Genomic DNA, 21,535 nt, shown 5'->3' with positions numbered 1-21,535 from the left:
GCGCCGACCCGTTCCCCTCCGGTGGAACTCTCGGTACTCTGCTCAGCCATGCCAGCCTCGGTCGCGCCCGCCGACAAGAGCACGCCCGCCCTGCTCACCGTCCTGTTCTGGGTCGGTGTGGGGCTGGCGCCCCTGGCCGCGCTCATCCTGCTGATCGCCGACGGCAACGGCTCGCTCCGGTTCGGCGCCGTCCTGGCGATCCTCGCGGTCGTGCTCATCGGTCTGTCCATCGCGCTGCGGCCGGAGAGCGGTTCCGGGGGCGCGGCGTCCGAGGAGATGCGCGAGGAGCTGGCGCAGCTGCGGCGGGAGTTGCGGGCCGAGATCGTGGCCGCCGCCCAGCGCGGCAATCAGGCGCTCGACCAGGCACGACGGGCCGAGGAGGTGGCCGGCGCGCTACGGCACCGGCTCGACGCGGCCGCCGCCGGACTGGCCTCCGCGCCCGTGTCCGCCCTGGCGTCGGCGCCGGAGCGCCCGAGCGGCGCGGCCCGAGTGCCGGGCGCCGGCACGCCCGACGTCGGCCGGCCGCAACCGGTCGGCCGGGACGACGAACCGGCCCGGCCGGCGTACCCCGGCGGCGGCTACGGAACCGACGCCGACGCGCCCCGGACGGGCCACTACGCCGCGGACCCGTCCCGGACGGGCCACCACACCCCGGACCCGTCCCGGACGGGCCGATACGAGGCCGAGCCGTCCCGGACCGGCCACTACGACGCCGAGTCGCCTGGGGTGGGCCACTACGACTCCGAACCGCTCCGGACCAGCCGCTACGGCACTGAGTCGCCCCGGGCGGACCACTACGAAACCGAACAGCCCCGGGCCGGTCGCTACGACTCCGAACCGGCACGGACCGGTCGGCACGACGCCGAACCGGCGGCGCGGGCCACCGTACGTCCGGACCGGCCCGCGAGCGGGGTGTACGGCGCGGCGCGGGTGTCCGAGCCGGTGGCCCGGCCGGAAACCCGCCCGGTCGGCGTGGTCCACCACACCGAGACGGTGCACGTCACCACCCGGCACACGATCGTCGGCGGTGAGCCGACCGGCACCCGGTACGGCGGATTCCCCGGCGGCTGGCCGGACGAGGACCGGTCCCGGGGCGCGGACGCGGCCGACCACCGGCACGCGGGACACCGCGACCCGGGCGACCGGCCGGGCCGCCGCGCCGGGTCGGACGACGGCGGCCGGGGTGCCGGCTCCGGCGACGACGGGCACTCGTGGACCGACCCCGGGCGTCCCGGTGCCGAGCATCCATGGGCAGGTGTCGGCCGGGCCACTGCCGGGGAACAGGGCTGGTCCGGGCGTACCGCCGGGGGCGGCTGGTCGAGCGAGCAGGGCCGGACGGCGGCGGAGGAGCAGCGGCCCTGGTCCGGCGGCGGTGACGACCGGGCCGGCCGGGCGGCGGGCGCCTGGCCCGCGGCCGCAGCGGGCGTACCGGACGTGCCGCCCGGCCGGGCGGGCACCGACGGCGACCAGTGGTCCGAGATGCGTGCCGGCAACCGGTGGGCCGCGGTCCGTGACGACGGCGCGGGCCGGGAGATCCGCCTCGGGGAACGGCGGGCCGCAGTGCACGCCGACGGCGGCGGCACGGAGTACCGAGTCGAGGACCGGTGGGCCTCAGTACGCGGCGGTGGAGCGGCCGCGAGCGGACCGGACGGACCGGACGCCCGCTGGTCCGGGGAGAGCCACCCGGCGCTGCCGGCCGGCGGTGTGCCGGTGCCGGACGAGTGGCGGCCACCGACGCAGCGCAGCGGCCAGGCGGAATGGCGCCAGCCACCCCCGGAATGGCGTCAGCCCGAACCGGAATGGCGTCAGCCGGAACCGGAGTGGCGTCAGGCCGAGCCGGAGTGGCGTCAGGTCGAGCCCGAGTGGCGTCAGCCGGAGACGCGGCAGAGCGAGTCGCAGTGGCGTCGGCCCGAGCCGGAATGGCGGCCGGCGGAACCGGAGTGGCGCAGCCCGGAGCGCGGTGGACACGGCGAGCCGTATCGGGACACCGCCGACCGCTGGCGCTGACCCCGCCGGCTACTTGTCGATGTCGCCCACCACGAAGAACATCGAGCCGAGGATGGCGATCAGGTCCGGCACCAGGCAGCCGGGCAGCAGCGACGACAGCGCCTGCACGTTCGCGTACGAGGCGGTGCGCAGCTTCATCCGCCACGGCGTCTTCTCGCCCCGGGACACCAGGTAGTAGCCGTTGATGCCGAGCGGGTTCTCCGTCCAGGCGTACGTGTGCCCCTCGGGCGCCTTCAGCACCTTCGGCAGGCGGGTGTTCACCGGCCCGCTGATCCGGTCCACCCGGTCCAGGCACTGCTCGGCGAGGTCGAGCGAGACGTACACCTGGTCGAGCAGCACCTCGAAGCGGGCGTGACAGTCACCGGCGGTCTTCGTCACCACGGGCACGTCGAGCTGGTCGTAGGCCAGGTACGGCTCGTCGCGGCGCAGGTCGAGGTCGAGGCCGGAGGCGCGGGCGACCGGCCCGGACGCGCCGAACGCGGCGGCGTCGGCGGCGGAGAGCACACCGACGCCGACGGTACGGGCCAGGAAGATCTCGTTGCGCCGGATCAGGTTGTCCAGGTCGGGCATCCGGCGGCGTACCTCGGCGATGGCGGCGCGGGCGCGCCCGGTCCAGCCGGACGGCACCTCCTCCTTCAGGCCGCCGACCCGGTTGAACATGTAGTGGATCCGGCCGCCGGAGACCTCCTCCATCACGGCCTGGATGGTCTCCCGTTCCCGGAACGCGTAGAACATCGGCGTGATCGCGCCGATCTCCAGCGGGTACGAGCCGAGGAACATCAGGTGGTTGAGCACCCGGTTCAGCTCGGCCAGCGCCATCCGCAGCCAGGTGGCGCGTTCCGGCACCTCCATGCCCATCAGTCGCTCGACGGCGAGCACCACGCCCAGCTCGTTGGAGAACGCCGACAGCCAGTCGTGCCGGTTCGCCAGCACGATGATCTGCCGGTAGTCGCGTACCTCGAAGAGCTTCTCCGCCCCCCGGTGCATGTAGCCGACGATCGGCTCGGCGGCGACCACCCGCTCCCCGTCGAGCACCAGCTTCAGCCGCAGCACGCCGTGCGTCGAGGGGTGTTGCGGCCCGATGTTGAGCACCATGTCGGTGCCGAGCTGCTCACCGCCGGCGCCGGTGCCGACTGTCAGCTCGCGGAGGTCGGCGGCGTCCGTGGTCATGCCCGTCATCGTGCCACGACCGCGTCGAGCGCGACGCCGACCGGCTGCCGCAGCCACAGGTGCCCGCCGAGCCCGGCCGGGTCGGTCAGTTCGGCCGCCGCCGACGCGGCGGCCAGCGCCCGCAGGTAGCCGGCCGGGTCGCGACCGGCCAGGCTCAGTGGTGGTCGCCCGCCGTCGGCCCCGAGCGCCCGCAGCGCCTCCCGCTGAGAGACCATGGAGTACGCGCACCGCGCGACCCGCTCACCGGCGGAGGCGACCGAGTCCATGGCGACGTGCGCCGTCACGTCGCACGACCCGTCCGGAACCGGTGGCACCTGCCGCCCGCCCCGATACCCGGTGAGCGTCCCGTCGGCAGGACGCGAGTCCCGCAGATGCCCGTAGTCCACGGCGAGCGCCAGCCCCCGCGCCACCTTCCCCACAGCCTCAGCCCAGGCCAGATCCCGCGACCACCCGATCTCCCCCCTCCAACCGCCCCCGCCCTCGCCCTCACCCGCCCCGTTGATCAAGGAGTTTGTGTCCTGATCCGGGCCCTCCGAGGCCACAAACTCCTTGATCACCGGGGCGTTGGGCGGGGCGGCCGAGGGCCACCAGTGGGTGAGCCAGGTGGTGTCGGTGGGGGACGGGGGCGGGCCGATCGTCTCCTCGCCGGTTTTCGGGTTCACCAGGAGGAGGCGCCAGCCCTCGGGGGTGTGGACTGCCACGTCCACTGGGACGTTGTCCAGCCATTCCGTCGCCAGGAGCAGGCCGGTGATGTCGTCGGGTATGTCGGAGCGCCAGTCGATCTGCGAGGGCAGGTCCGGCGGGCGGGTGGCTCGTTCCACGGCTACCGGGTGGAGCCGGGCGGCCAGCTCGGGTGCGGCCTGCGCCAGCAGCTCCCGGAGCAGTTCGCCCCGGCCCGCGCCCACGTCCACCACGTCCAGCCGGGCCGGGTGCCCCAGCGCCGCGTCCACCGTCTCGAGCTGCCGCAGCAGGCACGCGGTGAAGACGGGCGAGGCGTGCACGCTCGTGCGGAAGTGCGCGGCGGGCCCGGCACCGGAGACGAAGAAGCCGTCCGGTCCGTACAGCGCCCGCTCCATCGCGTCGCGCCAGCGCAGCGGGGAGGTCACCGGGCCGACCCTACGGGACGTACCCGAACGGGCGGTTTGCCCGCCACCGCAGCAGCGGCTTCCGGCGGTCGGTGAAGGTTTTCACACCTTCTTGTTTCGGGTCTGTCACCCGGGCGCATACTTGCCATCGACCGGTACCCCCTTCGAGGACTGGATCGCTGCCATGAGCGCACCGCTGCGCCCCCGGGCCACCGCTGCCCCGCTCGTCTTCCCGCGTACCCTCGCCGTCGGCGTCCTCGGCGCCGGCCGGGTCGGCGCCGTGCTGGGCGCGGCCCTCGCCGCAGCCGGTCACCGGGTGGTCGCCGCATCCGGCGCCTCGGGCGCGACGAAGGCCCGGCTGGCGCTGCTGCTGCCGCAGACCCCGCACGGTTCCGCGTCCGCCGTGGCGCGTGCTGCCGCCGACCTGCTGATCGTCGCGGTCCCGGACGACGCGCTGGCGGGCGTGGTAGCGGACCTGGCCGCGAGCGGCGCGCTGCGCCCCGGCCAGGTGGTGGCGCACACGTCCGGCGCGCACGGGCTCGCCGCGCTGGCCCCGGCCGTCGAGGCGGGCGCCCGGCCGCTCGCGCTGCACCCGGCGATGACCTTCACCGGTACGCCGGACGACCTGTCCCGCCTGCCCGGCATCTCCTACGGGGTGACCGCCCCGGCCGAGCTGCGCCCGTTCGCGGCCCGGCTGGTGGCCGACCTGGGCGGCGTACCGGAGTGGGTCGGTGAGAACGACCGGCCGCTCTACCACGCGGCGCTCGCGCACGGCGCGAACCACCTGGTGACGCTCGTCAACGAGGCCGCCGACCGGCTGCGCGACGCCGGGGTGGAGCGGCCGGAGAAGGTGCTCGCCCCGCTGCTGCGGGCCGCCCTGGAGAACGCGCTGCGGCTGGGCGACGACGCGCTCACCGGCCCGGTGTCGCGCGGCGACGCGGGCACCGTACGCCGGCATCTGGACCGGCTGGCGCGGACCGCGCCGGAATCCGTACCCGCGTATCTGGCGTTGGCACGACGGACGGCGGACCGTGCCGTCGCGGTCGGCCGCCTTCGCCCGGCGGACGCGGCCGCGCTGCGCAACGTGCTCGACGGAATCGAGGTGGCGGCCTGATGGCCGAGGTGCTGCACACGCGCAAGGAACTGGCGGCGGCCCGCGAGGCGATGGCCGGCCCGGTCGGCGTGGTGATGACCATGGGCGCGCTGCACGCCGGGCACGAGGCGCTGCTGCGGGCCGCCCGCGAGCGCGCCGGCCACGTCATCGTCACGATCTTCGTGAACCCGCTGCAGTTCGGCCCGAACGAGGACTTCGACCGCTACCCGCGCACGCTCGACACCGACCTGGAGATCTGCCGCCGGGCCGGGGTGGATGTGGTGTTCGCGCCCTCGGTGACCGAGATGTACCCGGAGGGCCGCCCGACGGTGCGGCTCGACCCGGGTCCGCTCGGCGAGGACCTGGAGGGCCTCAGCCGTCCCGGCTTCTTCCACGGCGTGCTCACCGTGGTGATGAAGCTGCTCCAGCTCACCCGCCCCGACCTGGCGTTCTTCGGCGAGAAGGACTACCAGCAGCTCACCCTGGTCCGCCGGATGGTCCGCGACCTCGACGTGCCGGCCGAGATCGTCGGCGTGCCGACCGTACGGGAACCGGACGGGCTGGCCATGTCCAGCCGCAACCGGTACCTGTCGGCGCCCGAGCGGGAGACCGCGCTGAGCCTGTCCGCCGCGTTGCGGGCCGGCGCGACGGCGGCCGAGCGGGGTGAGGACGCGGGCGCGGTGCTGGCCGCCGCGCACCGGGCCTTCGACGCGCCGGACGCGCGCCTGGACTACCTGGTGCTCACCGACACCGAGCTGGAACCCGGCCCGGTCGCCGGCCCGGCCCGGCTGCTGATCGCGGCCTGGGTCGGCGCCACCCGCCTGATCGACAACACGGCGATCCACCTCGCGCCGCGTCCCTGAACCCCACCACGAATGCGGAAAGGCACCCCGATGCTGCGGACCATGCTCAAGTCGAAGATCCATCGGGCCACCGTGACCCAGGCCGACCTGCACTACGTCGGCTCGGTGACTGTGGACGAGGACCTGCTCGACGCGGCGGACCTGATCCCCGGCGAGCAGGTCGCGATCGTGGACATCACCAACGGCGCCCGGCTGGAGACGTACGTGATCCCGGGGCAGCGGGGCAGCGGCGTGATCGGCATCAACGGCGCCGCCGCGCACCTGGTGCACCCCGGTGACCTGGTCATCCTGATCTCGTACGGGCAGATGGACGACGCCGAGGCCCGCGCGTACCGCCCCCGGGTGGTTCACGTCGACGCCGACAACAAGGTCGTCGACCTCTCGGCGGACCCGGCGACCGCGGCCCCCGGCACCGCAGGCGCCCCCGTCCCCAACCCCCTCGCCGCCGCGTCTCGCCGTTGATCTTGCAGTTGCGGCCCCCTCGTCGCCCCTTTTGTCAGGTTTGCGAGGGCGGCTAGTGCAAGATCGACGGGGCGGACGGGCGGGAAACGCGGTCTGTCACCGGAAGGTCATTTTCGGCTACCCTGGGCGGACCGTCGGGGATCGACGGTCGTCGGCTGGGGGAGGCCGCGATGCGCCGTGCGATGAGCTTCCTGGTCGCCGCGATGGTCGCGAGCGCCGCCCTGACCGGCTGCGCCGGCGCCGGCGGGATGGACGGCGACCTCACCGACGACTGGGCCGCGATGGCCGCACCCGGGCCGTTCACCCCGGCGGCCGGGGTCTGCCAGGTCGCCGACTTCACAGCGAGCGTCGGCCTGGCCGCGTACGCGCCGGTCGGCTGCGAGCTGCCGCACCGGGTGGAGACGGTGCACGTCGGGGCGTTCACCACCGACCGGCCCACCCCGCCGCCGCTCGCCTCGCCCGAGCTGCGTACCGCGTTCGCCGACTGCGACAAGCGGGCCGCCGGGTACGTGGGTGACGACTGGCGCGCCGGGCGGCTCCGGCTGGCAGTGGCGGTGCCGACGGGCACCGGCTGGACGGCGGGCTCCCGCTGGTACCGGTGCGACCTGACCGAGCTGACCACCGTCGAGGCGGCGGCCACCGTGGTCACCCGGACGGGCAGCCTGCGCGACGCGCTCAAGACGCCCTCCCCGCTGCGGCTGGGCTGCCAGCGCTCGGTGCGGGACACGAACCGCGTGGAGCGGCTCAACCCGGTCGACTGTGCTGCCGCGCACGACGCCGAGTTCGTCGGCGTGTGGGCCGCGCCGGACCGCCCGTATCCGAAGAAGCCGGAGGACTGGGTGCCGCTCTACGACGGCTGCTTCGGCGTGATCGCCCGGTACGCCGGGGTGCCGGCCGACGGGCTCCTGCGCTACCGCAGCGACGTGGTGGTCCGTCCGCCCGCTGCCGGTCGCTGGGCGGTCGGCGACCGGGGCGTCCGCTGCTACCTGTGGCTCAGCGACCGTACGGTCACCACCTCGCTCAAGGGTGCCGGACCGGCCGGCCTCCCGCGCCGGACGAGGTAGCGGACCGCACTCGTCACGCCCCCCGCGCCCGAGCCGAGTTCGCTTCGGGTTGACTGTGCTCATGGACCTACCGACCGTCGACCTGCCGGCGCTGCCCCGGCTGCTCGCCGCGCCCGCCCCCGGCTGGGTGGAGACGACAGACGTGATCGTGGTCGGCTCCGGCGTGGCCGGGTTGACCGCCGCGCTGCACCTGCGCGAGGCCGGCCTGCACGTCACGGTGGTCACCAAGGTCGACATGGACGAGGGCTCGACCCGCTGGGCGCAGGGCGGGATCGCCGCCGTGCTGGACCCGGCGGACACGCCGGACGCGCACGCGTACGACACGGAGGTCGCCGGCGTCGGCCTCTGCGACCCGGCGGCGGTCCGCGCACTGGTGGCCGAGGGGCCGACCCGGCTGCGTGAGCTGATGCGGATCGGGGCGGAGTTCGACCGCAACCCGGACGGCTCGCTGATGCTGACCCGGGAGGGCGGCCACCGGGCCGACCGGATCGTGCACGCGGGCGGCGACGCCACCGGTGCGGAGGTGCAGCGGGCGCTGCACGACGCGGTCCGCCGCGATCCGTGGATCCGGCTGGTCGAGCACGCGCTGGTGCTGGACCTGCTGCGCGCTCCCGGCGACGGGCCGGACGGGCTCGGCCCGGCCTGCGGGATCACGCTGCACGTGCTCGGCGAGGGCAGCGAGGACGGCGTCGGCGCGATCCTCGGCCGCGCGGTGGTGCTGGCCACCGGCGGGATGGGGCAGATCTTTGCCGCCACCACGAACCCGGCGGTCTCCACCGGCGACGGGGTGGCGCTGGCGTTGCGCGCGGGCGCCGCAGTCACCGACGTGGAGTTCGTGCAGTTCCACCCGACCGCGCTCATCGTGCCGGCCGGTGGGCCGGGCGCGGGGCTGGCCCAGCAGCCGCTGGTCTCCGAGGCGCTGCGCGGCGAGGGCGCGCACCTGGTCGACGGCGACGGCAAGCGGTTCATGGTCGGTCAGCACGAACTGGCCGAGCTGGCGCCCCGGGACGTGGTCGCCAAGGGCATCCACCGGGTGCTGCTCGCGTCCGGCGCGGACCACGTCTTCCTGGACGCCCGGCACCTGGGCGGCGACTTCCTCGCCCGGCGGTTCCCCACCATCGTGGCGTCCTGCCTGGCCATCGGCGTGGACCCGGCGACCGACCTGATCCCGGTTGCGCCGGCCGCGCACTACGCCTCCGGCGGCGTCCGGACCGACCTGCGGGGGCGCACCTCCATCCCCGGCCTGTACGCGTGCGGCGAGGTCGCCTGCACCGGCGTGCACGGCGCCAACCGGCTCGCCAGCAACTCGCTGCTGGAGGGGCTGGTCTTCTCCCGCCGGATCGCCGAGGACATCGCCGCCGGGCTGCCCGAGCAGGCCCGCCCGGCGGAGACCGGCGCCTGGGTGGGCGGTCCGGGCGCGCTGGTGCCAGCTACGGGCACGGCGGAGCTGCAACGGGCGATGACGCGGGGCGCGGGAGTGCTCCGGTCGGCGCAGACGCTGGAGGCCACCGCCGCCACGCTCACCGGGCTGGGCGCGGGCCGGGGCGTGCCGCGTACCGCCGACTGGGAGGCGACGAACCTGCTGACTGTGGCGTCGACGCTGGTCGCCGCCGCGTACGCGCGCCAGGAGACGCGGGGCTGCCACTGGCGGGAGGACTTCCCGACGGCCGACGAGCGGTGGCTGGGCCACCTGGTGGCCGAGGTGGGTACGGACGGCCGGGTGGCCGAGCGCTGGGAGGAGAACCAGTCATGAGGGAGTCGACGGAGCGGGCGCTGCGGGACGGCGGCCTGGACCCGGAGCGGGTCCGGCACGTCATCGTCGACACGCTGCACGAGGATCTGGGGCCCGACTTCCTCGACGTGACGAGCGTGGCCACCATCCCTGACGACCAGCACGACACGGCCGATCTGGTGGCGCGCGCCGACGGCGTGGTGGCCGGGCTGCCCGTCGCCGCCGCCGTGTTCGAGCTGGTCGGCGAGGTGACCGGCGCGGGGCGTACGGTCGAGGTCTCGCTCGTGGCTCACGACGGGCAGCGGGTGGCGCGCGGCGACGTGCTGGCCACCGTGACCGGGCCGACCCGGCTTCTGCTGACCGCCGAGCGGACGGCGCTGAACCTGCTGTCCCGCATGTCCGGGGTGGCGACGCACACCCGGGCCTGGGCCGACGCGCTGGCCGGCACGAAGGCGATGGTGCTGGACACCCGCAAGACCACGCCGGGCCTGCGGGCACTGGAGAAGTACGCGGTCCGGGCCGGTGGCGGCACCAACAAGCGGATGGGCCTGTACGACGTCGCCATGATCAAGGACAACCACAAGGTCGCGGCGGGCGGGATCGCTGCCGCGTTCCGCCGGGTCCGGGAGGCGTTCCCCGACGTCGCGGTGCAGGTGGAGGTGGACACGCCGGCCGAGGCGGTGGAGGCGGTCGAGGCGGGGGCGCGGTTCCTGCTGCTGGACAACATGACCCCGGCGCAGCTGCGCGAGGTGGTGGCGTCGGTGGGCGACCGGGCGGAGCTGGAGGCCACCGGAGGGCTGACGCTGCCGATGGCCGCCGAGTACGGCGCGACGGGCGTCGACTTCCTCTCGGTCGGCGCGCTCACCCACTCGTCGCCGATCCTGGACATCGCCCTCGACCTGCGTGACGTCTAGGCTGCCGCTGTGCTGCTCTGCATCGACATCGGAAACACGAACACCGTGCTGGCGACCTTCGACGGCGACAAGCTGGTGCATTCGTGGCGGATCAAGACCGACGCCCGTTCCACAGCGGACGAGCTGGGTCTGATGTTCCGCGGACTGCTCGCCGGGGACGCCGTGGAGATCACCGGCGTGGCCGCCTGCTCGACCGTGCCGGCCGCGCTGCGCTCGCTGCGCACCATGCTCGACAGGTACTACGCCGACCTGCCCAGCGTGATCGTCGAGCCGGGTGTCCGGACGGGCGTGCAGCTCGCCATCGACAACCCGAAGGAGGTGGGCGCGGACCGGGTGGTGAACACGCTGGCCGCGTACACGCTCTACGGCGGGCCGTCGATCGTCGTCGACTTCGGCACCACCACCAACTTCGACCTGGTCAGCAGCCGTGGGGAGTTCCTCGGCGGGGCGTTCGCGCCCGGCATCGAGATCTCCTTCGACGCGCTGGCCGCCCGCGCGGCCCAGCTGCGCAAGGTGGAGGCGACCCGCCCGCGCTCGGTGATCGGCAAGAACACCGTCGAGTGCCTCCAGGCCGGGCTCTACTTCGGCTTCGCCGGCCAGGTGGACCGGATCGTCGAGCGGATGTCCGAGGAACTGGGCGGCGTGAAGGCGGTCATCGCCACCGGCGGCCTGGCCTCGCTGGTGCTCGGCGAGTGCCACACCATCACCCACCACGAGCCGATGATCACGCTGATCGGCCTGCGGATGGTCTACGACCGCAACGTCTGAGGTGCAAGGAAGGGCCCCCTGTTAACGCCTCCGGTAGAGGAGGGGCCCCTTCTTAACGCCGGCGTGCCCGGAGCACCATCGTGCGGTACGGCAGCTCCACGGCGTCCCGGCCGGCCAGGTCGGGGTGGCCGGCGAACAGCTCCGCCAGCTCCGCGTCGACCCGCCGCCGCTCGTCCGTGTCGGCGGTCAGCCAGAACGAGCGGGTGTGCAGCATGCCCACCACCTCGTCCGGCGTGAGCGTGGTGGCGTGCGGGAACTCGCCCACCTCGACAGCGGTGAAGGCGGCGCCGAAGTCCGCGTACCGCTGGGTCACGTCGCCCGCGTTGTCGCCGAGGTGGGCGATCCGGGTCAGCTCCGCCACCCAGCCGACCCGCTCGTCCCGGATGTTCCAGACCGGCGCGAACGTGCCGCCCGGGCGCAGCACGCGGGCCACCTCGGCGTGCGCCCGCTCCCTGTCGAACCAGTGGTAGGCCTGCCCGGCCAGCACCGCGTCCGCCGACCCGTCCGGCAGCGGCACCGCCTCGGCGCTGCCGGCCAGCGCCGTCGCACCCGGCGTCGCGGCGGCCAGTTGCGCCCGCATCCCCGGATCCGGTTCCACGGGTACGACGTGCGCCACCGGCCCGGTCAGCGCCAGCAGTCCCCGGGTGAGGATGCCGGTGCCGGCGCCGAGGTCCACGACCTGCGCGTCGAGCAGTCCGTCCAGCGCCCAGCGCAGCGCCGCCTCCGGATAACGGGGACGGAAACGGTCGTACTCGGCCGCGGCCGCACCGAACGAGAGCGCCGCAGTGGGGTCGGTCATGGCGGGCAGGTTATCCCGTAACGGCCGCCACGGCGCTTGAGTACGCTCATGTGCTGACCCCGCCGATGTCCCCAAGGCCTGAGGAAGCGTGCCGTGACCGAGCAGAACGCCCTGCCAACAGACCCCGCCGACGACCTTCCCGAGCAGATGAAGGTCCGCCGGGAGAAGCGGGACCGGATGCTCGCCGAGGGCGTCGAGCCGTACCCGGTGGGTTTCCCGCGGACCACCACGCTCGCGCAGCTGCGGGAGCGCTACGGCGACCTGCCCACCGACACCGCCACCGGCGACCGGGTCTCGGTCACCGGCCGGGTGATCTTCATTCGCAACACCGGCAAGCTCTGCTTCGCGACGCTGCGGGACGGTGACGGCACCGAGGTCCAGGCGATGCTCTCGCTGGACCGGGTCGGCGCCGAGCGGCTGGGGGACTGGAAGCGTCTGGTCGACCTCGGCGACCACGTGGGCGTGACCGGCGAGGTGATCACCAGCCGGCGCGGCGAGCTGTCCGTTCTCGCCGAGGAGTGGGCGGTGACCGCCAAGGCGCTGCGCCCGCTGCCGGTGGCGCACAAGCCGCTCAGCGAGGAGTCCCGGGTCCGCCAGCGCTACGTGGACCTGGTGGTCCGCCCGCAGGCCCGGCAGATGGTCCGCACCCGGGCCACCGCCGTCCGCAGTCTGCGCGACACCCTGCACGGGCAGGACTTCATCGAGGTCGAGACGCCGATGCTGCAACTGCTGCACGGCGGCGCGGCGGCCCGCCCATTCGTGACCCACAGCAATGCGCTCGACACGGATCTGTATCTGCGAATCGCGCCGGAACTGTTTCTCAAGCGTGCGGTGGTCGGTGGCGTGGACCGCGTCTTCGAGATCAACCGCAACTTCCGTAATGAGGGCATCGACTCTTCGCACTCGCCCGAGTTCGCGATGCTGGAGGCGTACCAGGCGTACGGCGACTACCACACGATGGCCGAGCTGACCCGAAATCTCGTACAGCAGGCCGCAGTGGCGGTCGCCGGCTCGACGGTGGTGACGCACGCCGACGGGCGTGAGTTCGATCTGGGCGGCGAGTGGCGGTCGGTGTCGCTGTTCGGTGTTCTTTCCGAAGCGCTCGGTGAGCAGGTCACCGTCCGCACCGAAAGGGCACGCCTGGTCGAGTACGCGGACAAGGTCGGTCTCTCCGTCGACCCGAAGTGGGGACCGGGCAAGCTGGCCGAGGAGTTGTTCGAGGAACTGGTCGTGCCGTCCCTTCGGGCGCCGACGTTCGTCATGGACTACCCGGAGGAGACCAGCCCGTTGACCCGGGCCCACCGCAGCGAGCCGGGCCTGGCCGAGAAGTGGGACCTCTACGTGCTCGGATTCGAGCTGGGCACCGCGTACTCGGAGCTGGTCGACCCGGTCGTGCAGCGGGAACGGCTGGTGGCCCAGGCGCAGCTCGCGGCGCGCGGCGACGACGAGGCGATGCGACTGGACGAGGACTTTCTCCGGGCCATGGAGTACGGAATGCCGCCGTCCGGCGGCATGGGAATGGGAATCGACCGGCTGCTGATGGCACTGGCGGGGCTCGGAATTCGGGAAACGATCCTGTTCCCGTTGGTCCGGCCCGAGTAGGTGCTCCCCGCAAGCCTTCTCCGGCTCGTTACCCCGTCCTATTGACGGAGCAAGCGCCGGACGGGTTATTGTGCTCGGTGTATTGCAGGAGTACAACCCTGCTCGAAAGGAATGTGGGACGTGGCCAAGCAGATCATTCACAAGCTGGTCGATGACCTGGACGGCGGGGACGCTGACGAGACCGTCAAGTTCGCGCTCGACGGCGTGCAGTACGAGATCGACCTCTCCGCTTCCAACGCCGGGAAATTGCGCGACGTATTCGCGCCGTACATCGCGAACGGAACGAAGGTCGGTCGCGGGGGTGTGGTCGTCGGTGGCCGGGCCGCTCGGGGCCGGGGCGGCGCGACCGCCGACCGCGAGCAGAACCGGGCCATCCGCGAGTGGGCCAAGAAGGCCGGCAAGGACATCTCCGACCGGGGGCGGATCCCGCAGGAGATCGTGGACGAGTACCACGCGAAGGCGGGGCACTGACCCCACCCTCGTCACGGGCGACGCGACGCCGGACCGGAGTGCCACTCCGGGCCGGCGTCGCCGTTTCCGTACCGGGGTCACGGTTGCGCCCAGCCGTCCCGTTCCCGTCGCCCCTGTGCCGGATGTCCGGTCCGGCCCACCGTGCCGCCCTCGCTCGCGGCGGACGGGAAGAAACCCCCGCCGGGGATGGTTGTCCACAGGCGGTGGAGACTTCATCCACAGGCTGTGGACGACCCGGCGGACGCATCGGTTGCCGCCTCCGGTCCACTCGGCCGGCCGTTCGGGTGCCGGTCGAATTTCGCTCTGCGCGTACAGGCAGGGGCCCCGGAACACCTCCTGAGCGTGGACGGTTGTCAGAAACGACGTCGGAACGGGCATTCGCGGGGGCACACGACCTCAGCGAAGACGGTCCGCGGCGATAGAGTAAGGAGGCACGGACGCCCGTCCCGGACGTCCGCGCACCGGCCCCGCCGAGATCTGACCATCAAGGCGCACGGCACGTGAGGAGCACGAGGGCATGTTCGAGCGGTTCACCGACCGAGCGCGACGGGTTGTCGTCCTGGCCCAAGAAGAGGCCCGGATGCTCAACCACAACTACATCGGTACGGAACACATCCTGCTGGGCCTGATCCACGAGGGTGAGGGTGTCGCGGCCAAGGCCCTGGAGAGCCTCGGCATCTCCCTGGAGGGCGTGCGCCAGCAGGTCGAGGAGATCATCGGCCAGGGCCAGCAGGCGCCGAGCGGGCACATCCCGTTCACGCCGCGGGCCAAGAAGGTGCTGGAGCTGTCGCTGCGCGAGGCGCTGCAGCTCGGCCACAACTACATCGGCACCGAGCACATCCTGCTCGGCCTGATCCGCGAGGGCGAGGGCGTCGCCGCCCAGGTCCTGGTGAAGCTGGGCGCCGACCTGAACCGGGTGCGCCAGCAGGTCATCCAGCTGCTCTCCGGCTACCAGGGCAAGGAGCCGGCCGCTGCCGGTGCCGCCCCGGGTGAGGCCGCGCCGTCGACCAGCCTCGTGCTGGACCAGTTCGGCCGCAACCTGACCCAGGCCGCCCGCGAGGGCAAGCTCGACCCGGTCATCGGGCGCGAGAAGGAGATCGAGCGGGTCATGCAGGTGCTGTCCCGCCGCACCAAGAACAACCCGGTGCTGATCGGTGAGCCCGGCGTCGGCAAGACCGCCGTGGTGGAGGGCCTGTCCCAGAAGATCATCAAGGGCGAGGTGCCCGAGACGCTGAAGGACAAGCAGCTCTACACCCTCGACCTCGGTGCCCTGGTCGCCGGTTCCCGCTACCGCGGTGACTTCGAGGAGCGCCTGAAGAAGGTGCTCAAGGAGATCCGTACGCGCGGCGACATCATCCTGTTCATCGACGAGATCCACACCCTCGTCGGTGCGGGCGCGGCCGAGGGCGCGATCGACGCCGCCAGCATCCTCAAGCCGATGCTGGCCCGTGGTGAGCTGCAGACCATCGGCGCCACCACGCTCGACGAGTACCGCAAGCACCTGGAGAAGGACGCCGCTCTGGAGCGTCGTTTCCAGCCGATCCAGGTGGGTGAGCCGTCGCTGGCCCACACCATCGAGATCCTCAAGGGCCTGCGGGACCGCTACGAGGCGCACCACCGCGTCTCCATCACCGACGCCGCGCTGGTCGCCGCCGCCACGCTCGCCGACCGGTACATCTCCGACCGGTTCCTGCCGGACAAGGCGATCGACCTGATCGACGAGGCGGGCGCGCGGATGCGCATCCGCCGGATGACCGCGCCGCCGGACCTGCGCGACTTCGACGAGCGCATCGCCCAGGTGCGCCGCGACAAGGAGTCCGCGATCGACGCGCAGGACTTCGAGCGGGCCGCCCAGCTGCGCGACACCGAGAAGCAGCTGCTGGGGCAGAAGGCTCAGCGGGAGAAGGAGTGGAAGGCCGGTGACCTGGACGTCGTCAGCGAGGTCGACGACGAGCAGATCGCCGAGGTGCTCGGCAACTGGACCGGCATCCCGGTCTACAAACTGACCGAGGAGGAGACCTCGCGCCTGCTGCGCATGGAGGACGAGCTGCACAAGCGCGTCATCGGCCAGGAGGACGCGGTCAAGGCCGTCTCGAAGGCGATCCGGCGTACCCGCGCCGGCCTGAAGGACCCGAAGCGCCCCTCCGGCTCGTTCATCTTCGCCGGCCCGTCCGGTGTCGGTAAGACCGAGCTGTCCAAGGCGCTGGCCGAGTTCCTGTTCGGCAGCGAGGACGCCCTCATCCAGCTGGACATGTCGGAGTTCCACGACCGGTACACGGTGTCCCGGCTCGTCGGTGCCCCTCCCGGCTACGTCGGCTACGACGAGGGTGGGCAGCTGACCGAGAAGGTGCGTCGCCGGCCGTTCTCGGTGGTCCTCTTCGACGAGATCGAGAAGGCCCACCCGGACGTGTTCAACACGCTCCTCCAGATCCTGGAGGACGGGCGCCTCACCGACGGCCAGGGCCGGATCGTGGACTTCAAGAACACGGTCATCATCCTGACCACCAACCTCGGTACGCGTGACGTCGCCAAGGCGGTCTCGCTGGGCTTCCAGGCCTCCGAGGACTCCGAGTCGAACTACGACCGGATGAAGCAGAAGGTCAACGACGAGCTCAAGCAGCACTTCCGGCCCGAGTTCCTGAACCGGATCGACGACACCATCGTCTTCCACCAGCTGCGTCAGCTGGAGATCCTGTCGATCGTCGACATCATGATCGCCCGGATCGAGACCCAGCTGCGGAACAAGGACATGGGTCTGGAGCTGACCGACAACGCGAAGAAGTACCTCGCGAAGAAGGGCTTCGACCCGGTGCTGGGTGCGCGGCCGCTGCGCCGCACGATCCAGCGCGACATCGAGGACAACCTGTCCGAGCGGATCCTCTTCAACGAGCTGACCCCGGGTCAGATCGTGGTCGTGGACTGCGAGGGCGACCCGGAGGACATCGACAAGTCCAAGCTCGTCTTCCGGGGCGCGGACCGGCCGGACGCCGTGCCGGACGCGGTCCCGGCGGACCTCGGCGGCACCGCCGCCACCGGCGCTGACGACGCCGCATAAGGTCCGGGCACAGATCAGGGCGACGGCCCCGGTAGGCGAAAGCCACCGGGGCCGTCGCCTTTCCCATGTCCACCCACCGCTCCCCAGGGTGCCGGCCGCCAGCCTTACCGCCGCCGCCGCCCGCACGCCCCAGCCCTGCCCGCCTTTGCCCTGGTCGATCATGAAGTTGACCGCACTTGGTGCCCTATTTGTCGCCGCTAACTTCATGATCAACGGGGCGAGCCGAGGGCGAGCCGAGGGTGGGGTGGGAGTGGGGCGGGGGCGGTCAGGGGAGGGGGACGGCGGGGCCGTCTCCGGCCAGGCGGAAGGACTCCTCGCCCACCGGTTCCACCAGGCCGTCGGTGACCAGGCCGGCCAGCGCTCGCGCCCGCTGGACGTCGTCGTGCCAGACCTGGTTCAGCCGCTGGTGCGGCACCGGGCCGGTGGACTCCCGCAGCACCGCGAGCAGCAGTCCGCGTACCTGGCGGTCGGTGCCGGCGTAACGCTGCGGCCGACGGGTCGGTCCCGTGGGGGCGGCCTGTCCAGAAGCCCGCCAGGCACAGCTCGACTCGACCGGGCAGATCGCGCAGCGCGGCGCGCGGGCGGTGCAGACGACAGCGCCGAGTTCCATGAAGGCGGCGCTGGCCAGCGCGGCGTCAGCCGGCTCGATCGGCAGCAGTTCCTCGGTGGCGACCAGGTCGGCCGGGCGGGTGGTGGGGCCGGCGTCGGGTTCTCCGGCGATCGCCCGGGACACCACGCGCCGGACGTTCGTGTCCACCACCGGGTGCCGCTGCCCGTACGCGAACGCCGCGACCGCGCGGGCCGTGTACGTGCCGACACCGGGTAGCGCCAGCAGTTGATCGAGCCGGTCGGGCACCACGCCGCCGTGGCGCTCCACGATCGCCGCCGCGCACTCGCGCAGGCGAACCGCCCGGCGGGGGTAGCCAAGCCGTCCCCACATCCGGATCGCCTCGGCGGGGGTGTCCTCGGCGAGCGCGCGCGGCTCGGGCCAGCGGGCCAGCCACGCCTCCCAGGCCGGTACCACCCGGACCACGGGGGTCTGCTGGAGCATGACCTCGCTGACCAGGATCGCCCAGGCGCCGATGCCGGGCTTGCGCCAGGGCAGGTCGCGGGCGTTGCGCTCGTACCACCGGCTGACCTGGGTGGCGAATGTGGGATCGGACATCGCGTCGCCGATCATGTCACGGCTGTCTTTCCCGCAGGTTGGGCGGGCCGGGTGGCCGGGCGCGATCGATCATGAGCGACGGGGCAGAATGTCCGAATGAACGAGCTCGCGATCACCGTCATCGGCCGGGACCGGCCGGGCATCGTGGCCGACGTCGCGGAGGTCCTCGCCCGGCTCGGCGCGAACCTCACCGACTCGACGATGACCCGGCTGCGTGGACACTTCGCGATGACGCTGATCTGCGTGGGCCCGGCCGCCGCCGACGTCGAGGCCGCGCTGGCCCCGCTCGCCGCCGACGGGCACCTGCTGGCGACCGTACGCGCGGTCACGCCCGACGGCGGCAGCGAGCCCACCGGGGAGCCGTACGTGCTCGCGGTGCACGGCGCCGACCGGATGGGCATCGTCGCGGCGATGACCCGGGTGCTCACCGACGCGGGCGGGAACGTGACCGACCTGAGCACCCGGCTCACCGGTTCGCTCTACGTGGTGGTGGCCGAGGTCGAGTTGCCGCCCGGTGTGTCGGACGAGGTGGCCGGCCGGCTCACCCGGGTCGCCGCGGAGCTGGGCGTGGGGGTCAGCCTCCGCCCGGCGGACACGGATCTGCTGTGACCGGGCCGGAGTACGCGGGCCTGGGCGGCTGGACCCCGGAGAAGCTCGGCATCCCCGGCGCGGTACGGGCGGTGGTCACCGCGCCGGAGCCGGTGCTGAGCCGACCGGGCCCGGAGGTCGACCCGACGTCTGCCGAGGTGGTGCGCCTCGCCGCCGACCTGGTGGCCACCATGCGCGTCTCGCCCGGTTGCGTGGGACTGGCGGCGCCGCAGGTCGGGGTGAGCGCGCAGGTGTTCGCGGTGGACGTGACGGGGCACCCGAAGGCGGTCACCGTGCACGGCACGTTCGTGCTCTGCAACGCGCGCGTGGTGGAGGCGTCCCGGTGGAAGGCCGGCCGGGAGGGCTGCATGTCGGTGCCGGACCTGACCGGCGACGTGAAGCGGGCCAGCCGCCTGGTCGTCGAGGGTGCGCTTCCCGGCAGCGGCGAGCCGGTCCGCCTGGTGACGGACGGCTTCGAGGCGCGGGCGCTCCAGCACGAGATCGACCACTGCGCGGGGCTGCTCTTCCTCGACCGGGTGGCCGGCGCGCACGCGATCTACCAGCGCAAGGTCTACCTCTGACGGTGGCGGTAGGAATCCAGTGTGGACGACGGTGGCCGTACGGCGGCGGGTTCCCGGCGCGTCGGACCGGCGAGCCGTGCGCCGCGCGGCTACGGTAGGCGCATCATGCGTCTGACGGTCGGCCCCCTGCCCCCTGCCGTGTACTGGCGGCGTCGTGCCGTCGTGCTCGGAGCGGGGCTGCTCTTCCTGATTGTCCTGCTGTACTCCTGCACCGGTACGGATCGCAACACCGGCGCGCCGGGCACCGACCCGTCCCCGACCGGTTCCGCCGGGGCTCAGCCCGACCCGTCCGGCTCGGTGCTGACTCCGCAGTCGGGCAGCCCGTCACCGGCACCGGGCGACACCGGGGGCGGCGGCGCGAACAACGGCGGCGGGAACACCGGTGGCGGGAACACCGGCGGCGGGAACGACGGCGGGGGCGCGAACAACGGGGGCGGCACCGGCAACGGTGGCGCGACCGGTCAGCCGGTCTCCGACGACGGCACCTGCACCGACTCCGAGCTGCTGGTGACGCCGGTGGCGGTGCCGCCGACCGCCCAGCGGGGCACTGTGGTCACGCTGCGCCTGAAGGTCAAGAACGTGTCGAACCGTACGTGCAGCCGCGACGTCGGCGCCGACCTCCAGGAGCTGTACGTCAAGTCGGGCGCGGAGAAGATCTGGTCGTCGGACACCTGCGGCACCGGCAAGGGCTCGGACGTCCAGTCGTTCACGCCGAACTTCGAGCGCTCCTACGAGCTGGGCTGGAACGGCCGGCTGGACAACAGGTGCGCGAGCGGGCTGGCCGGCGGCGACTTCGCCGCGATCGGCGCGTACCAGGTGTTCGCCCGCGTCGGCACCAAGATCAGCGAGCCGGTGAAGTTGACCATCACCGGCTGAGCCGTCGGTCAGACGTACCGTTCGAGGATGCTGGCCTCGGCGAGCCGGGACAGGCCCTCGCGGACGCCACGGGCACGGGCGTCGCCCACGCCCTCGACCGCCTGGAGGTCTTCCACAGTCGCGCCGAGCAGCCGCTGGAGGCTGCCGAAGTGCACCACCAGCCGGTCGACGACGGCGACCGGCAGCCGGGGCACCTTGGCCAGCAGGCGGAACCCGCGCGGGCTGACCGCCGCGTCGAGCGCGTCCGAGGCGGACGGGTAGCCGATCGCCTTCGCCACGGCCACGAGGTCGATGAGCTCGGTGGCGCTGAGCAGGTCGAGCTCCACGAGCGCCTCGTCGAGCGTGCGGGACTTGCGGCCGGTCGGCAGGTAGTCGCGGATGACCAGAGTGCGGTCGGCGTCCACGCCGGCCATCAGCTCGTCGAGCTGAAGGGCCAGCAGGCGGCCGTCGGTGCCCAGCTCCACCACGTAGCCGGCGATCTCGTCGGCGATCCGCCGGACCATCTCCAGCCGCTGCACCACCGCCACCGCGTCGCGGACGGTGACCAGATCCTCGATCTCCAGCGCGGAGAGCGTGCCGGAGACCTCGTCCAGCCGCAGCTTGTAGCGCTCCAGCGTGGCGAGCGCCTGGTTGGCGCGGGACAGGATGGCCGCCGAGTCGTCGAGCACGTGCCGCTGACCGTTGACGTAGAGGCTGATGATCCGCATCGACTGGCTGACCGAGATGACCGGGTAGCCGGTCTGCCGGGCCACCCGCTCGGCGGTGCGGTGCCGGGTGCCGGACTCCTCGGTGGGGATGGACGGGTCCGGCATCAGGTGCGCGCCGGCCTGCACGATCCGGGTGCCGTCGCTCGACAGCACCACCGCGCCGTCCATCTTGCACAGCTCACGGACCCGGGTGGCGGAGAACTCCACGTCCATCGGGAAGCCGCCGGTGCAGATCTGCTCGACCACCTTGTCGTAGCCGAGCACGATCAGCGCGCCGGTGCGGCCGCGCAGGATCCGCTCCAGGCCGTCCCGCAGGGCGGTGCCGGGAGCCATCAGGGCGAGGTTGGCGCGCAGCGGATCGGCGCCGGCCCCGCCGCCGACGCTTCCGTTGACGCTCACGCTGATGGCACGAGCGGGGTTGCCGCTCACGGCGCCGGTACGGGCGTGCGGCGTCGCCGTTGCGGGCTTGGTGGCATCGCGGTCGATCGGCACGGGCACAGTCTACGGACTGCCATGCGGTGGGTGCTCTCGTG

19 protein-coding genes are annotated in these 21,535 nt (G+C 73.0%); 14 read left to right on the top strand and 5 right to left on the bottom strand.

Annotation, left to right across the window (positions count from 1 at the left end):
• The first annotated feature begins 48 nt into the window (after nucleotides 1–48).
• Nucleotides 49–2,007 carry a hypothetical protein gene (locus MICAU_RS29240; RefSeq protein WP_013288964.1) on the top strand — a complete coding sequence of 653 codons (1,959 nt, stop codon included), beginning with the start codon at nucleotides 49–51 and terminating at the stop codon, nucleotides 2,005–2,007.
• A gap of 9 nt (nucleotides 2,008–2,016) precedes the next feature.
• Here the strand turns inward: MICAU_RS29240 and MICAU_RS29235 are convergent, their stop codons facing one another.
• The gene (locus tag MICAU_RS29235; protein ID WP_013288963.1) at nucleotides 2,017–3,186 is read right to left on the bottom strand and encodes an NADH-quinone oxidoreductase subunit D; all 1,170 of its coding nucleotides are present in this window, start codon (nucleotides 3,184–3,186) and stop codon (nucleotides 2,017–2,019) included.
• Entirely contained in the window at nucleotides 3,183–4,253 is a 1,071-nt protein-coding gene (locus tag MICAU_RS29230) for an SAM-dependent methyltransferase (RefSeq protein WP_049794896.1), read from the bottom strand. The genes MICAU_RS29235 and MICAU_RS29230 overlap by 4 nt, the downstream gene beginning before the upstream one ends.
• Before the next feature lie 193 nt (nucleotides 4,254–4,446).
• On the opposite strand from MICAU_RS29230, the gene MICAU_RS29225 reads away from it, so the two are divergent.
• From MICAU_RS29225 to MICAU_RS29195, 7 genes are all read left to right on the top strand, one after another.
• A complete protein-coding gene (locus MICAU_RS29225) occupies nucleotides 4,447–5,376 on the top strand; it encodes a Rossmann-like and DUF2520 domain-containing protein (protein ID WP_013288961.1) in 930 nt (309 codons plus the stop codon).
• A complete protein-coding gene (panC, locus tag MICAU_RS29220; RefSeq protein WP_013288960.1) occupies nucleotides 5,376–6,218 on the top strand; it encodes a pantoate--beta-alanine ligase in 843 nt (280 codons plus the stop codon). Before MICAU_RS29225 ends, panC begins: the two co-directional genes overlap by 1 nt.
• A gap of 30 nt (nucleotides 6,219–6,248) precedes the next feature.
• Nucleotides 6,249–6,680, top strand: a complete 432-nt coding sequence (gene panD / locus MICAU_RS29215; protein WP_013288959.1) for an aspartate 1-decarboxylase — start codon at nucleotides 6,249–6,251, stop codon at nucleotides 6,678–6,680.
• Between the two features lie 170 nt (nucleotides 6,681–6,850).
• Nucleotides 6,851–7,744 carry a septum formation family protein gene (locus MICAU_RS29210; protein ID WP_013288958.1) on the top strand — a complete coding sequence of 298 codons (894 nt, stop codon included), beginning with the start codon at nucleotides 6,851–6,853 and terminating at the stop codon, nucleotides 7,742–7,744.
• 61 nt (nucleotides 7,745–7,805) lie between these two features.
• Nucleotides 7,806–9,497 (top strand): L-aspartate oxidase, encoded by a 1,692-nt coding sequence (locus tag MICAU_RS29205; protein ID WP_013288957.1) that lies wholly within the window; start codon nucleotides 7,806–7,808, stop codon nucleotides 9,495–9,497.
• On the top strand, nucleotides 9,494–10,390 hold the full coding sequence (nadC, locus tag MICAU_RS29200) for a carboxylating nicotinate-nucleotide diphosphorylase (RefSeq protein ID WP_013288956.1): 897 nt from the start codon (nucleotides 9,494–9,496) through the stop codon (nucleotides 10,388–10,390). The genes MICAU_RS29205 and nadC overlap by 4 nt, the downstream gene beginning before the upstream one ends.
• Nucleotides 10,391–10,399: 9 nt before the next feature.
• A complete protein-coding gene (locus tag MICAU_RS29195; protein WP_013288955.1) occupies nucleotides 10,400–11,158 on the top strand; it encodes a type III pantothenate kinase in 759 nt (252 codons plus the stop codon).
• 52 nt (nucleotides 11,159–11,210) lie between these two features.
• Here MICAU_RS29195 and MICAU_RS29190 read toward each other — a convergent pair whose 3' ends face one another.
• On the bottom strand, nucleotides 11,211–11,957 hold the full coding sequence (locus MICAU_RS29190; protein WP_013288954.1) for a class I SAM-dependent methyltransferase: 747 nt from the start codon (nucleotides 11,955–11,957) through the stop codon (nucleotides 11,211–11,213).
• A 93-nt stretch (nucleotides 11,958–12,050) separates the two neighbouring features.
• Here MICAU_RS29190 and lysS point away from each other — a divergent pair, with 93 nt between their 5' ends.
• The 3 genes from lysS to MICAU_RS29175 all read left to right on the top strand — a co-directional run bounded on the left by lysS (nucleotide 12,051) and on the right by MICAU_RS29175 (nucleotide 17,085).
• Entirely contained in the window at nucleotides 12,051–13,559 is a 1,509-nt protein-coding gene (gene lysS, locus MICAU_RS29185) for a lysine--tRNA ligase (protein ID WP_013288953.1), read from the top strand.
• Between the two features lie 120 nt (nucleotides 13,560–13,679).
• Nucleotides 13,680–14,030 carry a histone-like nucleoid-structuring protein Lsr2 gene (locus tag MICAU_RS29180; RefSeq protein WP_013288952.1) on the top strand — a complete coding sequence of 117 codons (351 nt, stop codon included), beginning with the start codon at nucleotides 13,680–13,682 and terminating at the stop codon, nucleotides 14,028–14,030.
• 517 nt (nucleotides 14,031–14,547) lie between these two features.
• Complete coding sequence (locus tag MICAU_RS29175) at nucleotides 14,548–17,085, top strand: ATP-dependent Clp protease ATP-binding subunit (RefSeq protein WP_013288951.1); 2,538 nt, start codon at nucleotides 14,548–14,550, stop codon at nucleotides 17,083–17,085.
• A gap of 265 nt (nucleotides 17,086–17,350) precedes the next feature.
• On the opposite strand, the gene MICAU_RS29170 is transcribed toward MICAU_RS29175, so the two are convergent.
• Nucleotides 17,351–18,250: an HhH-GPD family protein gene (locus MICAU_RS29170; RefSeq protein ID WP_041799372.1), complete on the bottom strand. Its 900-nt coding sequence runs from the start codon at nucleotides 18,248–18,250 to the stop codon at nucleotides 17,351–17,353.
• Nucleotides 18,251–18,346: 96 nt separating this feature from the next.
• Here MICAU_RS29170 and MICAU_RS29165 point away from each other — a divergent pair, with 96 nt between their 5' ends.
• The 3 genes from MICAU_RS29165 to MICAU_RS29155 all read left to right on the top strand — a co-directional run bounded on the left by MICAU_RS29165 (nucleotide 18,347) and on the right by MICAU_RS29155 (nucleotide 20,295).
• Entirely contained in the window at nucleotides 18,347–18,859 is a 513-nt protein-coding gene (locus tag MICAU_RS29165) for a glycine cleavage system transcriptional repressor (protein ID WP_013288949.1), read from the top strand.
• On the top strand, nucleotides 18,856–19,419 hold the full coding sequence (locus tag MICAU_RS29160) for a peptide deformylase (RefSeq protein ID WP_013288948.1): 564 nt from the start codon (nucleotides 18,856–18,858) through the stop codon (nucleotides 19,417–19,419). The genes MICAU_RS29165 and MICAU_RS29160 overlap by 4 nt, the downstream gene beginning before the upstream one ends.
• Before the next feature lie 105 nt (nucleotides 19,420–19,524).
• A complete protein-coding gene (locus tag MICAU_RS29155; protein ID WP_013288947.1) occupies nucleotides 19,525–20,295 on the top strand; it encodes a hypothetical protein in 771 nt (256 codons plus the stop codon).
• An 8-nt stretch (nucleotides 20,296–20,303) separates the two neighbouring features.
• On the opposite strand, the gene disA is transcribed toward MICAU_RS29155, so the two are convergent.
• On the bottom strand, nucleotides 20,304–21,494 hold the full coding sequence (gene disA / locus MICAU_RS29150) for a DNA integrity scanning diadenylate cyclase DisA (protein ID WP_013288946.1): 1,191 nt from the start codon (nucleotides 21,492–21,494) through the stop codon (nucleotides 20,304–20,306).
• Between the last annotated feature and the right edge of the window lie 41 nt (nucleotides 21,495–21,535).

The organism is Micromonospora aurantiaca ATCC 27029, from assembly GCF_000145235.1.
Classification (GTDB): Bacteria; Actinomycetota; Actinomycetes; order Mycobacteriales; family Micromonosporaceae; genus Micromonospora; species Micromonospora aurantiaca.
The sequence above is the reverse complement of the archived record's forward strand: the minus strand, read 5'-3'. Positions and strand labels throughout refer to the sequence as shown.

Bases quoted from the DNA above. Each gene is read 5' to 3' on its own strand.
- MICAU_RS29175 (WP_013288951.1), top strand. From the start codon at position 14,548: ATGTTCGAGCGGTTCACCGACCGAGCGCGACGGGTTGTCGTCCTGGCC.
- MICAU_RS29190 (WP_013288954.1), bottom strand. From the start codon at position 11,957: ATGACCGACCCCACTGCGGCGCTCTCGTTCGGTGCGGCCGCGGCCGAG.
- MICAU_RS29205 (WP_013288957.1), top strand. From the start codon at position 7,806: ATGGACCTACCGACCGTCGACCTGCCGGCGCTGCCCCGGCTGCTCGCC.
- MICAU_RS29165 (WP_013288949.1), top strand. From the start codon at position 18,347: ATGAACGAGCTCGCGATCACCGTCATCGGCCGGGACCGGCCGGGCATC.
- panD (WP_013288959.1), top strand. From the start codon at position 6,249: ATGCTGCGGACCATGCTCAAGTCGAAGATCCATCGGGCCACCGTGACC.
- MICAU_RS29210 (WP_013288958.1), top strand. From the start codon at position 6,851: ATGCGCCGTGCGATGAGCTTCCTGGTCGCCGCGATGGTCGCGAGCGCC.
- MICAU_RS29230 (WP_049794896.1), bottom strand. From the start codon at position 4,253: ATGGAGCGGGCGCTGTACGGACCGGACGGCTTCTTCGTCTCCGGTGCC.
- nadC (WP_013288956.1), top strand. From the start codon at position 9,494: ATGAGGGAGTCGACGGAGCGGGCGCTGCGGGACGGCGGCCTGGACCCG.
- MICAU_RS29170 (WP_041799372.1), bottom strand. From the start codon at position 18,250: ATGTCCGATCCCACATTCGCCACCCAGGTCAGCCGGTGGTACGAGCGC.
- MICAU_RS29240 (WP_013288964.1), top strand. From the start codon at position 49: ATGCCAGCCTCGGTCGCGCCCGCCGACAAGAGCACGCCCGCCCTGCTC.
- panC (WP_013288960.1), top strand. From the start codon at position 5,376: ATGGCCGAGGTGCTGCACACGCGCAAGGAACTGGCGGCGGCCCGCGAG.
- MICAU_RS29225 (WP_013288961.1), top strand. From the start codon at position 4,447: ATGAGCGCACCGCTGCGCCCCCGGGCCACCGCTGCCCCGCTCGTCTTC.
- MICAU_RS29235 (WP_013288963.1), bottom strand. From the start codon at position 3,186: ATGACGGGCATGACCACGGACGCCGCCGACCTCCGCGAGCTGACAGTC.
- MICAU_RS29155 (WP_013288947.1), top strand. From the start codon at position 19,525: ATGCGTCTGACGGTCGGCCCCCTGCCCCCTGCCGTGTACTGGCGGCGT.